Consider the following 14,070-nt stretch of genomic DNA (forward strand, 5'->3'; position numbering starts at 1 on the left):
AGATGGTTGTTACCCTGATCAAGACCATCGCAATGGAAGAAGGTCTGCGTTTCGCCATCCGTGAAGGCGGTCGTACCGTCGGCGCCGGCGTCGTAGCCAAAATCATCGAGTAATATCGATCGGTTGAAAAAGCCCCCGCTCAGCGGGGGCTTTTTTATTGGGTTGACACCCAATATAGGCGTCTATAGAATCACGCCTCCTTTTAACGGGCGTAGTGCGCCCGGTGGGAATAGCAGCCTGGAGTCTGAAATCCAATGCAAAATCAGCAAATCCGTATCAGGTTGAAGGCATTCGACCATCGCCTGATCGACCAATCTACCCAGGAAATCGTGGAAACCGCGAAACGTACTGGTGCTCAGGTGCGTGGTCCAATTCCACTGCCTACCCGTAAAGAGCGGTTCACCGTTCTGGTCTCTCCGCACGTCAACAAAGACGCGCGCGACCAGTACGAGATCCGTACTCATAAGCGCGTTCTGGACATCGTCCAGCCAACGGATAAAACCGTTGATGCTCTTATGAAGCTTGATCTTGCGGCAGGTGTGGAAGTGCAGATCAGCCTCGGCTAAGACTTGGGTCTTGGTCGTGTAACGCTCTGAAATGGGCGGCCATAGCGGGTGAAAGCCCCGTACACTCATGAGGTTTACAACATGACTATTGGTGTAATCGGTCGTAAGTGCGGTATGACCCGCATTTTCACCGAAGAAGGTGTCTCCATTCCGGTCACGGTCATCGAGATCGAACCGAATCGTGTCACCCAGTTCAAAACTGAAGAAACCGATGGCTACCGTGCAGTGCAAGTCACTGTTGGTGAGCGTCGTGCTTCGCGCGTGACTGCCGCTCAGGCAGGTCACTTCGCCAAAGCGAACGTTGCCGCTGGTCGCGGTGTCTGGGAATTCCGTCTTGAAGAAGGCGAGTACCAGGCTGGCGACTCGATCAATGCTGAACTCTTCGCTGCGGGCCAACTGGTAGATGTTACCGGTCAGTCCAAAGGTAAAGGCTTTGCCGGTACCATCAAGCGCTGGAACTTCCGCGGTCAAGACAATACCCACGGTAACTCCGTTTCCCACCGCGTCCCGGGCTCTATCGGCCAGTGCCAGACTCCTGGTCGTGTATTCAAGGGCAAGAAAATGTCCGGTCACATGGGCGCCGAGCGCGTGACCGTTCAGTCCCTGGAAGTAGTGCGCGTCGACGCTGAACGCAATCTGTTGCTGGTCAAGGGTGCCGTTCCAGGCGCTACTGGCGGTGACGTTGTTGTGCGTCCGGCTGTCAAGGCTCGCGGGTAAGGGGAAGCTGACATGCAACTTAATGTAAATGACGCTCAGGCGATCGAAGTTTCCGAACTGACCTTCGGTGGCGAATTCAACGAGACGCTGGTACACCAAGCAGTCGTGGCCTACATGGCCGGCGGCCGTCAAGGCACCAAGCAGCAAAAGACCCGTTCCGACGTGGCTGGTGGCGGTAAGCGCCCATGGCGTCAGAAGGGTACTGGCCGTGCTCGTGCCGGTACCACTCGTGGTCCGATCTGGCGTGGCGGTGGTGTAACCTTCGCAGCTCGTCCTCAAGATCACTCGCAAAAGCTCAACAAGAAGATGTATCGCGCAGCACTGCGTTCGATCCTCTCCGAGCTGGTGCGTAGCGACCGTCTGGTCGTGGTTCAGGACTTCGCTGTTGAAGCGCCAAAAACCAAAGATCTGCTGAACAAGCTGAACGGCATGGGTCTGAACGACGTTCTGATCGTTTCGGACGCTGTTGATCAGAACCTGTACCTGGCTGCCCGTAACCTGCCGCACGTCGACGTACGTGACGTTCAGGGTACCGATCCAGTCAGTCTGATCGCATACGAGAAAGTGCTGGTCACTGTCTCGGCCGTGAAGAAATTCGAGGAGCTGCTGGGATGAACCAGGAACGCGTATTCAAAGTCCTCCTTGGCCCGCACGTTTCCGAGAAGGCTACCGTTCTGGCTGAGAAAAAAGGCCAGTTCGTATTCAAGGTTGCTACCGACGCAACCAAGCTGGAAATCAAGAAAGCTGTCGAAGGCCTGTTCGGCGTAAAAGTCGAAAACGTGTCGACCGTTAACGTTCTGGGTAAAACCAAGCGTACCGCACGTGGTCTGGGCAAGCGCAATGACTGGAAGAAAGCGATCGTTTCGCTTCAGCCAGGCCAAGATCTCGATTTCAGCAGCAGTGCTGAGTAAGGAAGGGGTGCATCATGGCAATCGTTAAATGCAAACCGACTTCCCCTGGCCGCCGTTTTGTGGTCAAGGTGGTCAACCAGGAGCTGCACAAAGGCGCTCCTCACGCACCGCTGATCGAGAAAAAATCGAAGTCTGGTGGTCGTAACAACAATGGCCGCATCACTACTCGTCACGTTGGTGGTGGTCACAAGCAGCATTACCGTCTGGTCGACTTCCGTCGCAACGACAAGGACGGCATTGCCGCCACTGTCGAGCGTATCGAATACGACCCGAACCGTACTGCTCACATCGCACTGCTGTGCTACGCAGACGGCGAACGCCGCTACATCATCGCCCCTAAAGGCGTGAGTGCTGGCGACCAGCTGATCGCAGGCGCTCTGGCTCCAATCAAGCCAGGCAACTCCCTGCAGCTGCGCAACATCCCAGTGGGTAGCACCGTTCACGGCATCGAACTGAAGCCGGGTAAAGGTGCACAGATCGCTCGTTCCGCTGGTGCTTCGGCTCAGCTGATCGCTCGTGAAGGCGTCTATGTGACCCTGCGTCTGCGCTCTGGTGAAATGCGTAAAGTCCTGGCTGAGTGCCGTGCGACCCTGGGCGAAGTCTCGAACTCCGAGCACAGCCTGCGTTCGCTGGGTAAAGCTGGTGCCAAACGCTGGCGCGGCGTTCGCCCAACCGTTCGTGGTGTTGCCATGAACCCGGTTGACCACCCACATGGTGGTGGTGAAGGTCGTACCTCCGGTGGTCGTCATCCGGTATCGCCATGGGGCTTCCCGACCAAGGGTGCGAAGACCCGTGGTAATAAGCGTACCGACAACATGATCGTCCGTCGTCGCAAGTAACTAGAGGGATACGACAGTGCCACGTTCTCTGAAAAAAGGTCCTTTTATCGATCTTCACCTTCTGAAGAAGATCGAAGTGGCGGCGGAAAAGAACGATCGCAAACCAGTTAAAACCTGGTCGCGTCGTTCGATGATCCTGCCACAAATGGTCGGTTTGACCATCGCCGTACACAACGGTCGTCAACACGTCCCAGTTCTGGTGAACGAAGACATGGTCGGCCATAAACTGGGCGAGTTCGCCGGTACCCGCACCTACCGCGGGCACGTGGCTGACAAGAAAGCCAAGCGTTAAGGGGTAAGGAAATGGAAGTAGCCGCTAAGTTGTCGGGCGCTCGCATCTCCGCCCAGAAAGCCCGCTTGGTCGCCGACCAGATCCGCGGGAAGAAGGTGGGCGAAGCGCTCAACCTGTTGGCTTTCAGCAGCAAGAAAGCTGCTGAAATCATGAAGAAAGTCCTCGAGTCGGCCGTAGCCAACGCCGAGCATAACGAAGGCGCAGACGTTGATGACCTGAAGGTCTCCACCGTTTTCGTCAACGAAGGGCGTTCGCTGAAGCGCATCATGCCGCGTGCCAAAGGCCGCGCTGATCGCATCGTCAAGCGGTCTTGCCATATCACTGTCAAGGTTGCGGACAAGTAACGGAGTCGATCAGATGGGTCAGAAAGTACATCCCACTGGCATTCGCCTGGGAATCGTCAAGGAGCACACCTCCGTCTGGTATGCAGACGGTGCTACTTACGCAGATTACCTGTTGAAGGATCTGAAAACGCGTGAGTACCTCCAAGACAAACTAAAAAGCGCGTCCGTTAGCCGTATCGATATCCATCGTCCGGCTCAAACTGCACGCATCACCATCCACACCGCTCGTCCAGGTATCGTTATCGGGAAGAAAGGTGAAGATGTTGAAAAACTGCGTCAGGACCTGACCAAGCAAATGGGTGTGCCTGTGCACATCAATATCGAAGAGATCCGCAAGCCGGAGCTCGACGGTATGCTGGTTGCTCAGAGCGTAGCTCAGCAGCTGGAGCGTCGCGTAATGTTCCGTCGCGCCATGAAGCGCGCCGTACAGAACGCCATGCGCATTGGTGCCAAAGGCATCAAGATCCAAGTGAGCGGTCGTCTCGGCGGTGCTGAAATCGCACGTACTGAATGGTATCGCGAAGGTCGTGTGCCGCTGCACACCCTGCGTGCCGATATCGACTATGCCACCTACGAAGCTCACACCACTTACGGTGTGATCGGTGTCAAGGTTTGGATCTTCAAAGGCGAAGTTATTGGTGGTCGCCAAGAAGAACTGAAACCACAAGCACCAGCGCCTCGTAAAAAAGCTGCTAAGTAAGGGGTACGCCAAATGTTGCAACCAAAGCGTACAAAATTCCGCAAGCAGATGACTGGCCACAACCGTGGTCTGGCACTGCGCGGTAGCAAGGTCAGCTTCGGCGAATTCGCCCTGAAAGCTGTTGCCCGCGGTCGTCTCACCGCCCGTCAGATTGAGTCCGCGCGTCGTGCGCTGACCCGTCACGTAAAACGTGGCGGTAAAATCTGGATCCGTGTATTCCCGGACAAGCCGGTTACCAAGAAGCCTCTCGAAGTGCGGATGGGTAAAGGTAAGGGTTCCGTTGAGTACTGGGTTGCCCAGATCCAGCCAGGCAAAGTCCTGTATGAGATCGAGGGTGTTTCTGAAGAGCTGGCGCGTGAGGCTTTTGCCCTGGCTGCTGCAAAGCTGCCGCTCGCCACCTCCTTTGTTAAGCGGACGGTGATGTGATGAAAGCGAATGAACTTCGTGAAAAATCAGCACAGCAACTGAACGAGCAACTGCTCGGCTTGCTGCGCGACCAGTTCAATCTGCGCATGCAGAAAGCAACTGGCCAGTTGGGGCAGTCGCACCTGCTCTCGCAAGTTAAGCGTGACATCGCTCGCGTGAAAACTGTGCTCAACCAGCAGGCAGGTAAGTGATCATGGCTGAAGCTGAAAAAACCGTCCGTACGCTGACTGGCCGTGTCGTCAGCGACAAGATGGACAAGACCATCACCGTTCTGATCGAGCGTCGCGTAAAGCACCCGATCTACGGTAAATACGTTAAGCGTTCGACTAAGCTGCACGCGCACGACGAATCCAACCAGTGCAAGATCGGCGACAAGGTTTCCATCCGTGAAACCCGTCCGCTGGCCAAGACCAAGTCCTGGGCACTGGTTGAAGTTCTCGAACGCGCTGTTGAAGTCTAAGGGCTAAGGGTCGGAGATATTTTATGATTCAGACTCAATCCATGCTCGATGTGGCCGATAACAGCGGCGCTCGTCGCGTCATGTGCATCAAGGTTCTCGGCGGTTCGCACCGTCGTTACGCCGCTATCGGTGACATCATCAAAGTAACCGTCAAGGAAGCAATTCCGCGCGGTAAAGTGAAGAAAGGCCAGGTAATGACCGCTGTTGTGGTCCGTACTCGCCATGGCGTCCGTCGTGCTGACGGCTCCATCATCCGCTTTGATGGCAACGCTGCTGTTCTGCTGAACAACAAGCAAGAGCCGATCGGCACCCGTATCTTTGGGCCAGTGACCCGTGAACTTCGTACCGAGAAGTTCATGAAGATCGTCTCGCTCGCCCCAGAAGTGCTGTAAGGAGATCCGACATGCAAAAGATTCGTCGTGACGACGAGATCATCGTGATCGCCGGCAAAGACAAAGGTAAGCGCGGTAAGGTGCTGAAGGTTCTCGCTGACGACCGTCTGGTCGTTGGTGGGATCAACCTGGTGAAGCGTCATACCAAGCCTAACCCGATGTCGGGCGTACAAGGCGGTATCGTCGAGAAAGAAGCGCCACTGCACGCTTCCAACGTCGCCATTTTCAACGGCGAAACCAACAAGGCTGACCGCGTTGGTTTCAAAGTAGAAGACGGCAAAAAAATTCGTGTCTTCAAGTCGACCCAAAAAGCGGTTGATGCTTGAACACTGCTAGGTAGAAGACCATGGCACGACTGAAAGAGATTTATCGGAAGGAAATCGCTCCCAAGCTTAAGGAAGAACTTAAGCTGGCGAACGTGATGGAAGTTCCGCGCGTTACCAAGATCACCCTGAACATGGGTCTGGGCGAAGCTATCGGCGACAAGAAAGTCATCGAGCACGCTGTTGCCGACCTGGAAAAGATCACCGGCCAGAAAGCTGTTGTGACCTTCGCCCGGAAATCCATCGCTGGCTTCAAAGTCCGTGAAGGTTGGCCGATTGGCGTCAAAGTCACCCTGCGCCGTGACCGTATGTACGAGTTCCTGGACCGCCTGCTGGCGATCTCCCTGCCTCGGGTTCGCGACTTCCGCGGCCTTAATGCCAAGTCCTTCGATGGTCGTGGCAACTACAGCATGGGCGTGAAAGAGCAGATCATCTTCCCGGAAATCGACTACGACAAGATCGATGCTCTCCGCGGTCTGGACATTACCCTGACCACCACTGCTCGTACGGATGACGAAGGTCGCGCCCTGCTGCGTGCTTTCAAATTCCCGTTCCGCAACTGATTGGAGTAGGAAAATGGCCAAGAAGAGCATGAAAAACCGCGAGCTGAAGCGTCAGCTCATGGTCGCTAAATACGCCAAGAAGCGTGCTGAGCTGAAAGCAACCATCGTCGATCTGAACGCAAGTCCAGAAGAGCGTTTTGCTGCTGTCGTAGCTCTGCAGAAGCAACCACGTGACGCCAGCGCTTCGCGCCTGCGTAACCGTTGCCGCCTCACCGGTCGTCCACACGGCGTTTACCGCAAGTTCGGCCTCGGCCGTAACAAGCTGCGTGAAGCAGCAATGCGCGGTGACGTTCCAGGTCTGGTCAAGGCCAGCTGGTAAGGCGTACCGGCAGCGATCAGGTGGCGGAGGAGTGATCTTCCGACCACCGGTGATCTTGCATCGAAACAAGCCCCTTTTGGGGCTTGTTTCGTTTTGGGGATGTGTCTAGAATGACCGGCTCACCTGAGCCCGGGTTTTTCTCGCGTGTCTTCAGGTGATAGTAGTAGCCGAAAGGCTAATTTTTTTGTGTATCAGGAGCGTCTAGCCCATGAGTATGCAGGACCCGTTAGCGGACATGCTAACTCGCATCCGTAATGCCCAGATGGCTGAAAAGTCCGTCGTAAGCATGCCTTCTTCGACTCTGAAGGTTGCGGTCGCCAAAGTTCTGAAGGACGAAGGTTACATCGCTGGTTACCAGGTAACTACCGATGCCAAGCCATCGCTCTCCATCGAGCTGAAATACTTCGAAGGCCGTCCGGTCATCGAGGAAGTCAAGCGCGTAAGCCGTCCTGGCCTGCGTCAGTACAAGTCCGTCGAAGAACTGCCGAAAGTACGTGGCGGTCTGGGCGTGTCTATCGTCTCCACCAACAAAGGTGTGATGACTGATCGTGCTGCGCGTGCTGCCGGTGTTGGCGGCGAAGTTCTCTGCACAGTGTTCTAAGGGGGGATAAGCATGTCTCGCGTCGCTAAGAACCCCGTTAAGCTGCCAGCCGGTGTCGAAGTCAAATTCGCCGGTCAACAGCTTTCGGTGAAGGGTGCCAAGGGCACTCTCGAACTGAATGTTCACTCGTCCGTAGAAGTGATCGAAGAAGCTGGTGAGCTGCGTTTCGCTGCTCGCAACGGCGATCAACAAACCCGCGCTATGGCCGGTACTACCCGTGCCCTGGTAAACAACATGGTCCAGGGCGTAAGCCAAGGCTTCGAGCGCAAGCTCCAGCTGGTCGGTGTTGGTTACAAAGCACAGGCCAAAGGCAACGTGCTGAACCTGGCGCTCGGCTTCTCGCATCCAGTGGATTACGAACTGCCAGCCGGTATCACCGCTGAGACCCCTAGCCAGACCGACATCCTGATCAAGGGTATCGACAAGCAGCTGGTAGGTCAGGTGGCCGCTGAAATCCGCGACTTCCGTCCACCAGAGCCTTACAAAGGCAAGGGTGTGCGTTACGCGGACGAAGTAGTCCGTCGTAAAGAAGCCAAGAAGAAGTAGGGCATAGCAAATGACCGACAAAAAAGTTACTCGTCTGCGTCGCGCTCGCAAAGCACGCCTGAAAATGCACGATCTCGAAGTCGTGCGTCTGTGCGTGTTCCGCTCCTCGCAGCACATCTACGCCCAGGTCATCTCGGCCGACGGCAGCAAAGTCCTGGCCAGCGCCTCGACTTTGGACAAAGAACTGCGTGATGGCGCCACTGGCAACATCGACGCGGCCACTAAGGTTGGCAAGCTGGTAGCTGAGCGTGCGAAAGCCGCCGGTGTATCTCAAGTTGCCTTTGACCGTTCCGGCTTCAAGTACCATGGTCGCGTGAAAGCGCTGGCTGATGCTGCTCGTGAAGGCGGGCTGGAGTTCTAAGTTATGGCAAATAACGATCAAAAGCGCGACGAAGGCTACATCGAGAAGCTGGTTCAGGTTAACCGCGTTGCCAAGACCGTAAAAGGTGGCCGTATCTTCACCTTCACCGCGCTGACCGTGGTAGGTGATGGTAAGGGTCGTGTTGGCTTTGGCCGTGGCAAATCGCGCGAAGTACCTGCTGCGATCCAGAAAGCCATGGAAGCCGCTCGCCGCAACATGATTCAGGTTGACCTGGACGGCACTACTCTGCAGTACGCCACCAAGTCCGCCCATGGCGCGTCGAAGGTCTACATGCAGCCTGCTTCCGAAGGTACCGGTATCATCGCCGGTGGCGCGATGCGTGCCGTCCTGGAAGTTGCTGGCGTTCAGAACGTCCTGGCCAAGTGCTATGGCTCGACCAACCCGGTAAACGTGGTTCACGCCACCTTCAAGGGTCTGAAGGCTATGCAATCTCCTGAGTCCATTGCTGCCAAGCGTGGCAAGAGCGTTGAGGAGATTCTCTGATCATGGCTACCGTTAAAGTAACGCTGATCAAAAGCACCGCCGGCCGCCTGCCTAACCACAAGCTGTGCGTTAAGGGTCTGGGGCTGCGTCGCATCGGTCACACTGTAGAAGTCCAGGATACTCCCGAGAATCGCGGGATGATCAACAAGGCTTACTACATGCTGCGCGTCGAGGGTTAATCGATGAAACTCAATGATCTGAGTCCAGCGCCGGGTTCCCGTCGCGAGAAGCATCGTCCGGGTCGTGGTATCGGTAGTGGTTTGGGCAAGACTGGTGGCCGTGGTCACAAAGGTCAGACCTCCCGCTCCGGTGGCACCATCGCTCCAGGCTTTGAAGGCGGTCAACAGCCGCTGCACCGTCGTCTGCCGAAGTTCGGCTTCGTTTCCCTGAAAGCCATGGACCGCGCTGAAGTGCGTCTGTCCGAACTGGCCAAGGTGGAAGGCGACGTGATCACCGTTCAGTCCCTGAAGGACGCCAACGTGATTAACCAAAACGTACAGCGTGTGAAAATCATGCTGTCCGGCGAAGTTACTCGCGCGGTCACCATCAAGGGCATCGCAGCCACCAGGGGTGCGCGTGCGGCTATCGAAGCAGCTGGCGGCAAGTTCGAGGAATAAATGGCTAAGCAAGGTGCTCTCTCTTCGCTCGGCAAAGGCGGGATGTCTGAACTTTGGGCTCGTCTGCGTTTTCTGTTCCTGGCGATTATCGTCTATCGGATAGGTGCGCATATCCCAGTTCCAGGTGTTAACCCGGACCGGCTGGCGGAACTGTTTCGACAGAATGAGGGGACCATTCTTAGCTTGTTCAACATGTTTTCCGGTGGCGCGCTGGAGCGCATGAGCGTATTTGCATTGGGGATCATGCCGTACATTTCGGCTTCGATCATCATGCAGCTCATGACCGCGGTCAGCCCGCAACTGGAGCAGTTGAAGAAGGAAGGTGAATCTGGCCGTCGCAAGATCAGCCAGTACACCCGCTACCTCACCGTTATCCTGGCGTTGGTCCAGGCCACTGGCATGTCCATTGGTCTGGCCGGTCAGGGCGTGGCGTTTTCTGCAGGCTTCGGCTTCCATTTCGTTGCGGTGTCCACTTTCGTGGCCGGCGCGATGTTCATGATGTGGCTGGGCGAGCAGATCACGGAGCGCGGTGTGGGCAACGGTATCTCGATGCTTATTTTCGCAGGTATCGTTGCCGGTCTTCCGAGAGCAATCGGGCAGTCTTTCGAGTCTGCACGCACAGGCGATATCAACATCTTCGCCTTGGTCGCTATCGGTCTGCTGGCAGTAGCGATTATCGGCTTTGTGGTGTTCATCGAGCGTGGTCAGCGTCGTATTGCTGTTCACTACGCCAAGCGTCAGCAGGGCCGCAAGGTCTTCGCTGCGCAGACGAGCCACTTGCCGCTTAAAGTGAACATGGCTGGTGTTATCCCGGCCATTTTCGCAAGCAGCATTCTGCTGTTTCCGGCTTCGCTGGGTTCCTGGTTCGGCCAGTCCGAAGGTTTGGGCTGGTTGCAGGATGTCGCGCAGTCGATCGCTCCTGGTCAGCCGTTGAACATTTTGCTGTTTAGTGCAGGGATCGTTTTCTTCTGCTTCTTCTACACAGCTCTGATGTTCAATCCGAAGGACGTAGCGGAAAACCTTAAGAAGTCCGGTGCCTTTATTCCGGGCATCCGTCCTGGTGAGCAGTCTGCGCGCTACATTGATGGCGTTCTGACTCGTCTGACCATGTTCGGTGCTCTTTATATGACGGCCGTCTGCTTGCTTCCCCAGTTCCTGGTGGTGGCTGCAAACGTTCCGTTCTACCTTGGCGGGACCTCGTTGCTGATTGTGGTAGTGGTTGTGATGGACTTTATGTCCCAAGTACAATCGCACCTCGTTTCGCACCAGTACGAATCCCTGATGAAGAAAGCCAACCTGAAAGGCTACGGTGGCAGCGGTCTGCTGCGCTGAAACCCCTAAGGTTCGAGGAGTTGGTGATGAAAGTTCGTGCATCGGTGAAAAAACTGTGCCGTAACTGCAAGATTATTCGCCGCGAAGGTGTCGTTCGAGTAATTTGCAGCGCGGAACCACGTCACAAGCAGCGCCAAGGCTGAGTGTGATTTGTGCTTCAAACCCAGCAGCTAGTGTGCTGCTGGGTTGATTAATTGTTTCTACAGCGATATTATCTCGCGCCCTATTTCTTGGCTTCCGGGGCGTAGGTAGCTGTCAATTGGAGTCCCACTGAATGGCCCGTATTGCAGGCGTTAACATTCCAGATAACAAGCATACTGTTATCTCGCTGACCTACATCTATGGTGTTGGTCGCACTACTGCACAGAAAATCTGTGCAGACACTGGGGTAAACCCAGCCGCTAAGATCAAGGATCTGAGCGACGAGCAGATTGAACAGCTGCGTGGCGAAGTTGCGAAGTTCACCACTGAAGGTGACCTGCGTCGTGACATCAACATGAAAATCAAGCGTTTGATGGACCTGGGCTGCTACCGCGGTCTGCGCCATCGTCGGGGTCTGCCAGTACGCGGTCAGCGTACCAAGACCAATGCCCGTACCCGTAAGGGTCCGCGTAAGCCGATCCGCAAGTAATCGCACCAGCGAATCGACAGGAATTTAGACATGGCAAAACCTGCTGCTCGTCCTCGTAAAAAAGTCAAAAAGACAGTGGTTGATGGCATCGCCCACATCCACGCGTCTTTCAACAACACCATCGTGACCATCACCGATCGTCAAGGTAACGCTCTGTCCTGGGCTACCTCCGGCGGTTCGGGTTTCCGTGGTTCCCGCAAATCGACCCCGTTCGCTGCTCAGGTAGCTGCTGAACGTGCTGGTCAAGCTGCGCTGGAATATGGCCTGAAAAACCTCGACGTCAACGTCAAGGGTCCAGGTCCAGGTCGTGAATCCGCTGTTCGTGCACTGAACGGCTGCGGCTACAAGATCGCCAGCATCACCGACGTGACGCCAATCCCGCATAACGGGTGCCGTCCGCCGAAGAAGCGTCGCGTGTAATCAGGAGACAGATAAATGGCACGTTACATTGGTCCAAAATGCAAACTGTCTCGTCGTGAAGGCACCGACCTGTTCCTGAAGAGCGGCGTTCGCGCTCTGGAATCGAAGTGCAACATCGAAGCAGCCCCAGGTATCCACGGTCAGCGCCGTGGCCGTCAGTCCGACTACGGCACCCAGCTGCGCGAGAAGCAAAAAGTCCGTCGTATCTACGGCGTTCTCGAGCGTCAATTCAGCGGTTACTACAAGCAGGCAGCGGCCAAGAAAGGCGCTACCGGCGAAAACCTGCTGCAACTGCTCGAATGCCGTCTGGATAACGTCGTTTACCGTATGGGCTTTGGCGCTACTCGTGCCGAATCCCGTCAGCTGGTTTCGCACAAAGCGATCAGCATCAACGGCAAGACTGTAAACGTTCCGTCCTACCAAGTTCGTCCGGGTGACGTGGTCGCAGTTCGCGAGAAATCGCTGAACCAGCTGCGCATTGTTCAAGCCCTTGAACTGTGTGCTCAGCGTGGCCGCGTTGAGTGGGTTGACGTGGACGCTGCCAAGAAGTCGGGCGTTTTCAAGAACGTTCCTGCTCGCAGCGACCTGTCTGCCGACATCAACGAAAACCTGATTGTCGAGCTCTACTCCAAGTAAGGGCTAGAAAATAGGTGCATCCATGCAGATTTCGGTAAATGAGTTCCTGACGCCCCGCCACATCGATGTGCAGGTCGTCAGTCCAACCCGCGCTAAAATCACGCTCGAGCCTCTCGAGCGTGGTTTCGGCCATACCCTGGGCAACGCGCTGCGCCGCATCCTGTTGTCCTCCATGCCTGGCTGTGCAGTAGTCGAGGCCGAGATCGACGGTGTACTCCACGAGTACTCCGCGATCGAAGGTGTACAGGAAGACGTCATTGAAATCCTGTTGAACCTGAAAGGCCTGGCTATCAAACTGCACGGTCGTGACGAAGTTACGCTGACCTTGTCGAAGAAGGGTTCGGGGGTGGTTACCGCTGCCGATATTCAGCTGGATCATGATGTCGAGATCGTTAATCCCGATCACGTAATCGCTAACCTGGCGTCCAACGGCGCCCTGAACATGAAGCTCACCGTAGCTCGTGGTCGTGGTTATGAACCGGCCGATTCGCGTCAGAGCGATGAAGACGAAAGCCGCAGCATCGGTCGCTTGCAGCTCGACTCTTCGTTCAGCCCGGTTCGCCGTATCGCATACGTGGTGGAAAACGCCCGTGTCGAGCAGCGCACCAACCTGGACAAGCTGGTTATTGATCTGGAAACCAACGGTACCCTGGATCCTGAAGAGGCTATCCGTCGTGCTGCAACCATCCTGCAACAGCAGCTGGCTGCATTCGTCGACCTCAAAGGTGACAGCGAGCCCGTGGTAGTCGAGCAGGAAGACGAGATCGATCCGATCCTGCTTCGCCCAGTTGACGATCTGGAATTGACCGTACGTTCGGCCAACTGCCTGAAGGCGGAGAACATCTACTACATTGGTGACCTGATCCAGCGCACCGAAGTAGAGCTGTTGAAGACTCCGAACCTCGGCAAGAAGTCCCTGACTGAAATCAAGGACGTTCTGGCTTCCCGTGGTCTGTCCCTCGGCATGCGCCTCGACAACTGGCCGCCTGCAAGTCTTAAGAAAGACGACAAGGCGACTGCCTGATCGTCGTAATCACCGAACGTAGTGTTTGGTAAGGAATGAATCATGCGTCATCGTAAAAGTGGACGTCACCTGAGCCGTACCAGCTCTCACCGCAAAGCCATGTTCCAAAACATGGCGGTGTCGCTGATCGAGCACGAGCTGATCAAGACCACCCTGCCAAAAGCCAAGGAGCTGCGTCGCGTTGCCGAGCCGCTGATCACCCTGGCCAAGGAAGACAGCGTAGCTAACCGTCGTCTGGCTTTCGACCGTACTCGTTCGAAAGAAGCCGTTGGTAAGCTGTTCAACGATCTGGGCAAGCGCTATGCCACCCGTCAGGGCGGCTACCTGCGTATCCTCAAGTGCGGTTTCCGCGCTGGCGATAACGCACCTATGGCGTACGTCGAGCTGGTTGATCGTCCAGTCGGTGGCTCGGTAGAAGCCGCTGAGTAAGACGAACAGTCTTCTACAAGAAACCGGGCCTAGTGCCCGGTTTTTTGTTTTCTGCTGTTCGAGAATGAAAAACACTCTTGCGCTCTAGTGGAAATGCTAAGAAGAACTCACCTCATT

At 55.8% G+C, this 14,070-nt stretch carries 29 protein-coding genes; all 29 read left to right on the top strand.

The annotated features are described in order from the left end of the window. Window positions 1–113: EF-Tu C-terminal domain-related protein (locus ACODSK_RS07095; protein WP_489015215.1), on the top strand; the 113-nt coding region annotated here is incomplete at its 5' end. Window positions 114–254: 141 nt separating this feature from the next. After that, window positions 255–566: a 30S ribosomal protein S10 gene (gene rpsJ / locus ACODSK_RS07100; protein ID WP_003186070.1), complete on the top strand. Its 312-nt coding sequence runs from the start codon at window positions 255–257 to the stop codon at window positions 564–566. 81 nt (window positions 567–647) lie between these two features. Then, entirely contained in the window at window positions 648–1,283 is a 636-nt protein-coding gene (gene rplC / locus ACODSK_RS07105; RefSeq protein ID WP_009397519.1) for a 50S ribosomal protein L3, read from the top strand. 12 nt (window positions 1,284–1,295) lie between these two features. Continuing rightward, window positions 1,296–1,898, top strand: coding sequence for a 50S ribosomal protein L4 (gene rplD / locus ACODSK_RS07110; RefSeq protein WP_330073296.1), 603 nt, complete (start codon window positions 1,296–1,298; stop codon window positions 1,896–1,898). Further along, window positions 1,895–2,194 (top strand): 50S ribosomal protein L23, encoded by a 300-nt coding sequence (rplW, locus tag ACODSK_RS07115; RefSeq protein ID WP_010220306.1) that lies wholly within the window; start codon window positions 1,895–1,897, stop codon window positions 2,192–2,194. Before rplD ends, rplW begins: the two co-directional genes overlap by 4 nt. Window positions 2,195–2,208: 14 nt before the next feature. Further along, window positions 2,209–3,033, top strand: coding sequence for a 50S ribosomal protein L2 (gene rplB / locus ACODSK_RS07120; protein ID WP_042123521.1), 825 nt, complete (start codon window positions 2,209–2,211; stop codon window positions 3,031–3,033). 16 nt (window positions 3,034–3,049) lie between these two features. Further along, window positions 3,050–3,325 (top strand): 30S ribosomal protein S19, encoded by a 276-nt coding sequence (gene rpsS / locus ACODSK_RS07125; RefSeq protein WP_002555486.1) that lies wholly within the window; start codon window positions 3,050–3,052, stop codon window positions 3,323–3,325. An 11-nt stretch (window positions 3,326–3,336) separates the two neighbouring features. Beyond that, a complete protein-coding gene (gene rplV, locus ACODSK_RS07130; RefSeq protein ID WP_003103908.1) occupies window positions 3,337–3,669 on the top strand; it encodes a 50S ribosomal protein L22 in 333 nt (110 codons plus the stop codon). A 13-nt stretch (window positions 3,670–3,682) separates the two neighbouring features. Continuing rightward, window positions 3,683–4,369, top strand: coding sequence for a 30S ribosomal protein S3 (gene rpsC / locus ACODSK_RS07135; protein WP_009397510.1), 687 nt, complete (start codon window positions 3,683–3,685; stop codon window positions 4,367–4,369). Window positions 4,370–4,381: 12 nt separating this feature from the next. Next, window positions 4,382–4,795 (top strand): 50S ribosomal protein L16, encoded by a 414-nt coding sequence (gene rplP / locus ACODSK_RS07140; RefSeq protein WP_009397508.1) that lies wholly within the window; start codon window positions 4,382–4,384, stop codon window positions 4,793–4,795. Continuing rightward, complete coding sequence (gene rpmC / locus ACODSK_RS07145) at window positions 4,795–4,986, top strand: 50S ribosomal protein L29 (protein WP_002555481.1); 192 nt, start codon at window positions 4,795–4,797, stop codon at window positions 4,984–4,986. The genes rplP and rpmC overlap by 1 nt, the downstream gene beginning before the upstream one ends. Window positions 4,987–4,988: 2 nt before the next feature. Beyond that, a complete protein-coding gene (rpsQ, locus tag ACODSK_RS07150; protein ID WP_008089812.1) occupies window positions 4,989–5,255 on the top strand; it encodes a 30S ribosomal protein S17 in 267 nt (88 codons plus the stop codon). 23 nt (window positions 5,256–5,278) lie between these two features. Beyond that, window positions 5,279–5,647, top strand: coding sequence for a 50S ribosomal protein L14 (rplN, locus tag ACODSK_RS07155; RefSeq protein WP_024778329.1), 369 nt, complete (start codon window positions 5,279–5,281; stop codon window positions 5,645–5,647). Between the two features lie 11 nt (window positions 5,648–5,658). After that, the gene (gene rplX / locus ACODSK_RS07160) at window positions 5,659–5,973 is read left to right on the top strand and encodes a 50S ribosomal protein L24 (RefSeq protein WP_009397501.1); all 315 of its coding nucleotides are present in this window, start codon (window positions 5,659–5,661) and stop codon (window positions 5,971–5,973) included. A gap of 20 nt (window positions 5,974–5,993) precedes the next feature. Continuing rightward, entirely contained in the window at window positions 5,994–6,533 is a 540-nt protein-coding gene (gene rplE / locus ACODSK_RS07165) for a 50S ribosomal protein L5 (protein ID WP_009397500.1), read from the top strand. A gap of 13 nt (window positions 6,534–6,546) precedes the next feature. Continuing rightward, a complete protein-coding gene (gene rpsN, locus ACODSK_RS07170) occupies window positions 6,547–6,852 on the top strand; it encodes a 30S ribosomal protein S14 (RefSeq protein ID WP_489014900.1) in 306 nt (101 codons plus the stop codon). 208 nt (window positions 6,853–7,060) lie between these two features. Then, window positions 7,061–7,453, top strand: a complete 393-nt coding sequence (rpsH, locus tag ACODSK_RS07175) for a 30S ribosomal protein S8 (protein WP_476744638.1) — start codon at window positions 7,061–7,063, stop codon at window positions 7,451–7,453. Between the two features lie 12 nt (window positions 7,454–7,465). Then, window positions 7,466–7,999, top strand: a complete 534-nt coding sequence (rplF, locus tag ACODSK_RS07180; protein WP_009397497.1) for a 50S ribosomal protein L6 — start codon at window positions 7,466–7,468, stop codon at window positions 7,997–7,999. Window positions 8,000–8,009: 10 nt separating this feature from the next. Further along, window positions 8,010–8,360: a 50S ribosomal protein L18 gene (gene rplR, locus ACODSK_RS07185; RefSeq protein WP_042123534.1), complete on the top strand. Its 351-nt coding sequence runs from the start codon at window positions 8,010–8,012 to the stop codon at window positions 8,358–8,360. Window positions 8,361–8,363: 3 nt separating this feature from the next. Beyond that, window positions 8,364–8,864, top strand: a complete 501-nt coding sequence (gene rpsE, locus ACODSK_RS07190; protein ID WP_042123536.1) for a 30S ribosomal protein S5 — start codon at window positions 8,364–8,366, stop codon at window positions 8,862–8,864. 2 nt (window positions 8,865–8,866) lie between these two features. Continuing rightward, window positions 8,867–9,043: a 50S ribosomal protein L30 gene (gene rpmD, locus ACODSK_RS07195; protein ID WP_009397493.1), complete on the top strand. Its 177-nt coding sequence runs from the start codon at window positions 8,867–8,869 to the stop codon at window positions 9,041–9,043. 3 nt (window positions 9,044–9,046) lie between these two features. Beyond that, on the top strand, window positions 9,047–9,481 hold the full coding sequence (gene rplO / locus ACODSK_RS07200) for a 50S ribosomal protein L15 (protein ID WP_489014902.1): 435 nt from the start codon (window positions 9,047–9,049) through the stop codon (window positions 9,479–9,481). Continuing rightward, on the top strand, window positions 9,482–10,813 hold the full coding sequence (gene secY, locus ACODSK_RS07205) for a preprotein translocase subunit SecY (RefSeq protein ID WP_009397489.1): 1,332 nt from the start codon (window positions 9,482–9,484) through the stop codon (window positions 10,811–10,813). It begins immediately after the preceding gene. Between the two features lie 26 nt (window positions 10,814–10,839). After that, the gene (gene rpmJ, locus ACODSK_RS07210; RefSeq protein WP_002555468.1) at window positions 10,840–10,956 is read left to right on the top strand and encodes a 50S ribosomal protein L36; all 117 of its coding nucleotides are present in this window, start codon (window positions 10,840–10,842) and stop codon (window positions 10,954–10,956) included. A 131-nt stretch (window positions 10,957–11,087) separates the two neighbouring features. Further along, window positions 11,088–11,444, top strand: a complete 357-nt coding sequence (gene rpsM, locus ACODSK_RS07215) for a 30S ribosomal protein S13 (protein WP_027982013.1) — start codon at window positions 11,088–11,090, stop codon at window positions 11,442–11,444. Window positions 11,445–11,474: 30 nt separating this feature from the next. Continuing rightward, on the top strand, window positions 11,475–11,864 hold the full coding sequence (rpsK, locus tag ACODSK_RS07220) for a 30S ribosomal protein S11 (protein WP_002555466.1): 390 nt from the start codon (window positions 11,475–11,477) through the stop codon (window positions 11,862–11,864). A gap of 15 nt (window positions 11,865–11,879) precedes the next feature. Next, window positions 11,880–12,500: a 30S ribosomal protein S4 gene (gene rpsD / locus ACODSK_RS07225; protein WP_075805180.1), complete on the top strand. Its 621-nt coding sequence runs from the start codon at window positions 11,880–11,882 to the stop codon at window positions 12,498–12,500. 22 nt (window positions 12,501–12,522) lie between these two features. Beyond that, window positions 12,523–13,524, top strand: a complete 1,002-nt coding sequence (locus tag ACODSK_RS07230) for a DNA-directed RNA polymerase subunit alpha (RefSeq protein ID WP_003186012.1) — start codon at window positions 12,523–12,525, stop codon at window positions 13,522–13,524. 42 nt (window positions 13,525–13,566) lie between these two features. Next, on the top strand, window positions 13,567–13,953 hold the full coding sequence (rplQ, locus tag ACODSK_RS07235) for a 50S ribosomal protein L17 (protein WP_009397469.1): 387 nt from the start codon (window positions 13,567–13,569) through the stop codon (window positions 13,951–13,953). The last annotated feature ends 117 nt before the right edge of the window (window positions 13,954–14,070 follow it).

Source organism: Pseudomonas sp. FG98 (assembly GCF_057808595.1).

Bases quoted from the DNA above. Each gene is read 5' to 3' on its own strand.
- rpsJ (WP_003186070.1), top strand. From the start codon at position 255: ATGCAAAATCAGCAAATCCGTATCAGGTTGAAGGCATTCGACCATCGC.
- rplC (WP_009397519.1), top strand. From the start codon at position 648: ATGACTATTGGTGTAATCGGTCGTAAGTGCGGTATGACCCGCATTTTC.
- rplD (WP_330073296.1), top strand. From the start codon at position 1,296: ATGCAACTTAATGTAAATGACGCTCAGGCGATCGAAGTTTCCGAACTG.
- rplW (WP_010220306.1), top strand. From the start codon at position 1,895: ATGAACCAGGAACGCGTATTCAAAGTCCTCCTTGGCCCGCACGTTTCC.
- rplB (WP_042123521.1), top strand. From the start codon at position 2,209: ATGGCAATCGTTAAATGCAAACCGACTTCCCCTGGCCGCCGTTTTGTG.
- rplV (WP_003103908.1), top strand. From the start codon at position 3,337: ATGGAAGTAGCCGCTAAGTTGTCGGGCGCTCGCATCTCCGCCCAGAAA.
- rpsC (WP_009397510.1), top strand. From the start codon at position 3,683: ATGGGTCAGAAAGTACATCCCACTGGCATTCGCCTGGGAATCGTCAAG.
- rplP (WP_009397508.1), top strand. From the start codon at position 4,382: ATGTTGCAACCAAAGCGTACAAAATTCCGCAAGCAGATGACTGGCCAC.
- rpmC (WP_002555481.1), top strand. From the start codon at position 4,795: ATGAAAGCGAATGAACTTCGTGAAAAATCAGCACAGCAACTGAACGAG.
- rpsQ (WP_008089812.1), top strand. From the start codon at position 4,989: ATGGCTGAAGCTGAAAAAACCGTCCGTACGCTGACTGGCCGTGTCGTC.
- rplN (WP_024778329.1), top strand. From the start codon at position 5,279: ATGATTCAGACTCAATCCATGCTCGATGTGGCCGATAACAGCGGCGCT.
- rplX (WP_009397501.1), top strand. From the start codon at position 5,659: ATGCAAAAGATTCGTCGTGACGACGAGATCATCGTGATCGCCGGCAAA.
- rplE (WP_009397500.1), top strand. From the start codon at position 5,994: ATGGCACGACTGAAAGAGATTTATCGGAAGGAAATCGCTCCCAAGCTT.
- rpsN (WP_489014900.1), top strand. From the start codon at position 6,547: ATGGCCAAGAAGAGCATGAAAAACCGCGAGCTGAAGCGTCAGCTCATG.
- rpsH (WP_476744638.1), top strand. From the start codon at position 7,061: ATGAGTATGCAGGACCCGTTAGCGGACATGCTAACTCGCATCCGTAAT.
- rplF (WP_009397497.1), top strand. From the start codon at position 7,466: ATGTCTCGCGTCGCTAAGAACCCCGTTAAGCTGCCAGCCGGTGTCGAA.
- rplR (WP_042123534.1), top strand. From the start codon at position 8,010: ATGACCGACAAAAAAGTTACTCGTCTGCGTCGCGCTCGCAAAGCACGC.
- rpsE (WP_042123536.1), top strand. From the start codon at position 8,364: ATGGCAAATAACGATCAAAAGCGCGACGAAGGCTACATCGAGAAGCTG.
- rpmD (WP_009397493.1), top strand. From the start codon at position 8,867: ATGGCTACCGTTAAAGTAACGCTGATCAAAAGCACCGCCGGCCGCCTG.
- rplO (WP_489014902.1), top strand. From the start codon at position 9,047: ATGAAACTCAATGATCTGAGTCCAGCGCCGGGTTCCCGTCGCGAGAAG.
- secY (WP_009397489.1), top strand. From the start codon at position 9,482: ATGGCTAAGCAAGGTGCTCTCTCTTCGCTCGGCAAAGGCGGGATGTCT.
- rpmJ (WP_002555468.1), top strand. From the start codon at position 10,840: ATGAAAGTTCGTGCATCGGTGAAAAAACTGTGCCGTAACTGCAAGATT.
- rpsM (WP_027982013.1), top strand. From the start codon at position 11,088: ATGGCCCGTATTGCAGGCGTTAACATTCCAGATAACAAGCATACTGTT.
- rpsK (WP_002555466.1), top strand. From the start codon at position 11,475: ATGGCAAAACCTGCTGCTCGTCCTCGTAAAAAAGTCAAAAAGACAGTG.
- rpsD (WP_075805180.1), top strand. From the start codon at position 11,880: ATGGCACGTTACATTGGTCCAAAATGCAAACTGTCTCGTCGTGAAGGC.
- ACODSK_RS07230 (WP_003186012.1), top strand. From the start codon at position 12,523: ATGCAGATTTCGGTAAATGAGTTCCTGACGCCCCGCCACATCGATGTG.
- rplQ (WP_009397469.1), top strand. From the start codon at position 13,567: ATGCGTCATCGTAAAAGTGGACGTCACCTGAGCCGTACCAGCTCTCAC.